This is a genomic window from Rathayibacter sp. AY1B4 (assembly GCF_002932815.1).
Taxonomy (GTDB): domain Bacteria; phylum Actinomycetota; class Actinomycetes; order Actinomycetales; family Microbacteriaceae; genus Rathayibacter.
Genome location: NZ_PSWN01000050.1, coordinates 1 through 2,410, shown reverse-complemented (window position 1 = coordinate 2,410; position 2,410 = coordinate 1). Strand labels below are relative to the sequence as shown.

The following is a 2,410-nucleotide window of genomic DNA, read 5'->3' as shown; positions in this document are numbered from 1 at the left end:
ATCGAGGCGGCGGCGAGGACGAGTCCGTAGAGGACGGCGCCGACGCGGATCCGCGTCGGCGCCGTCCTCTACGGACTCGTCCTCGCCGCCGCCTCGATCGGCCTGCTCGTCGTCTCGGCCGACCCGGTGCTGCGCGCGCAGGTCGTCGAGCGCGGGATCACGCTCGAGCCCGGCGCCGCGCTCGCCCTGGCCGTCGCCGCGCTCGGCGCCATGGCGCTCCTCCTCGCGCTCGCCCGCCTGCTCGACCGCCGCGCCGCTCGCGACGACGGCTGACCCCGGCGCGGTACGCCGGGTGCTCGCAACCCCCTGCCCCGCATCCGCCGAGAGGCGCAGACTCGTCCCGGGCGATCGCCCGCCACCCCCTGGAGACGAGACCATGCCCTTCTGCGCCCTCGAGAGCCTCCGCTGATGGAGCTGGGCATCGCCGCGATCGTCGGCGTCTCGGTCCTCGTCGCGGTCGCCGTCTTCTCGCGGCGCCTCGGCGTCGCCGCCCCGATCGTCCTCGTGCTCGCCGGCGTCGGCCTCTCGTACATCCCCGGGGTTCCGGAGGTGGTCGTCCCGCACGAGTGGGTGCTCGACGGCGTGCTGCCGCCGCTGCTGTACGCGGCGGCGCTCAGCGTCCCGTTCATCGACTTCCGCCGGAACCTCACCACCATCACCGGCCTGTCGGTCGTTCTGGTGCTGATCTCGGCGGCCGGCGTCGGCGCGCTCCTCTTCCTCCTCCTCCCCGAGCTCGGGCTGGGCCTGGCGATCGCCGTGGGCGCGATCATCAGCCCGCCCGATGCGGTCGCCGCGACCTCGGTCGGCCGGCGCCTCGGCCTCCCGCCGCGTCTGCTCACCCTGCTCGAGGGCGAGGGGCTGATCAACGACGCGACCGCGCTGGTGCTCCTCCGCTCGGCCCTCGCCGCCGCCGCCGGGACGCTCGCGACGCCGTGGGCCGCGATCGGCGACTTCCTCTACGCGGTCGTCGTGGCCGTCGTGGTCGGGTTCGTGGCCAGCGTCGTCACCGTCTTCGTCCGCTCGCGGCTCGAGGACCCGGTGCTCAACACCGTCCTCTCCTTCATCGTCCCCTTCGTCGCGTTCATCCCCGCCGAGGGCCTGGGCGCCTCGGGCGTGCTCGCCGTGGTCGTCGCCGGCCTGCACACCGGGCACGCCTCCTCGCGGGCCTTCACCGCGCAGTCGCGGGTCAACGACCGGATCAACTGGCGCACCGTGCAGTTCCTGCTCGAGAACGGCGTGTTCCTGCTGATCGGGCTCGAGATCCGCTCGCTGATCCACGACGCCGACAGCGCGCGCCTCTCCGTGCCCGCAGCGGTCGGCATCGGCCTGATCGCGGTGGTCGGGCTGATCGTCGTTCGCTTCCTCTGGGTCGGCCCGGTGCTCCTCGGCGAGCGCTGGCAGACCCGCCGGGCCGAGCGCCGGGCCCGCGAGCAGAAGGAGCTGCTCGAGTCGCCCGAGGCGCAGGAGCTGCCGAAGGAGGAGCGCGGCCGGGCGAAGCGGCGCTACCTGCTGCGGCGCAGCGACTACCGGCACTTCAGCCGCAACGGCATCGGCTGGCGCGGCGGTCTGGTGCTCGGCTGGTCCGGGATGCGCGGAGTGGTGACCCTCGCGGCCGCGCAGTCGCTGCCCGAGGACATCCCGTACCGTCCGCAGCTCGTGCTGATCGCCTTCACCGTGGCCGTCGCGACCCTGCTGATCCAGGGCAGCACGCTACCGCTGCTGATCCGGGCGCTGGGCATCCGCGGGATCGACGTGCCCGAGGACCAGCGGGCGCTCGCGGGCCTGCTCGACGAGATCACCGAGAAGGGCCTCTCGGTGCTCGAGCGCCCGGGCGACGCCGTCGAGGGCGCCGACGCCGTCGCTCCGGACGTCCTGGAGCGGGTGCGCCAGACGTCCTTCCTCCGCTCCGAGGCCGCCTGGGAGCGCTCGCGGGGCACGGAGCGGTCGGTCGCCGACACTCCGCACCGCCTCTACCGGGCACTGCGGCTCGCCGTGGTCGCCGCCGAGCGGGAGGCCCTGCTCGACGCGCGCTCGCGCCGCGCCTACCCGCAGCGCATCCTCCGCGACGCCCAGTCGCTGCTCGACCTCGAGGAGACGCGGCTGCGGGTCCGGCGGGGCTCCGAGTCCTGAGGGCTCGGGATCGTGACGATCGCTCCCGGGGATGCCCGCGCTGATCCGCGCCCTGTGGAGGAGCGCCGAGCTCCTCGAGTGCGCCATCCGGATCGACCCCTCGGACCACGGCCGTCCGGCCTCCCCGGCAATAGCCCGCCGATGCGTCACCCCCCGTTAAGCCCGCGCGCCCCGCTTCCTCTGGCACTGCCGTCGCCCCGCCCGTAACCTGCGGATCGCCTGAGAATCGGATCCCCCGACCCGCCCGGGCGTCCGGAAGGCCCGCCATGCGCTCGAACCC

Annotated in this window: 2 protein-coding genes; both read left to right on the top strand. The window is 74.5% G+C overall.

The annotated features are described in order from the left end of the window. Positions 1-126: 126 nt before the first annotated feature. The gene (locus C5D66_RS17330; RefSeq protein WP_181125774.1) at positions 127-273 is read left to right on the top strand and encodes a hypothetical protein; all 147 of its coding nucleotides are present in this window, start codon (positions 127-129) and stop codon (positions 271-273) included. A 135-nt stretch (positions 274-408) separates the two neighbouring features. After that, positions 409-2,130, top strand: coding sequence for a sodium:proton antiporter (locus C5D66_RS16635; protein ID WP_104256703.1), 1,722 nt, complete (start codon positions 409-411; stop codon positions 2,128-2,130). Positions 2,131-2,410: the final 280 nt, after the last annotated feature.

Bases quoted from the DNA above. Each gene is read 5' to 3' on its own strand.
- C5D66_RS16635 (WP_104256703.1), top strand. From the start codon at position 409: ATGGAGCTGGGCATCGCCGCGATCGTCGGCGTCTCGGTCCTCGTCGCG.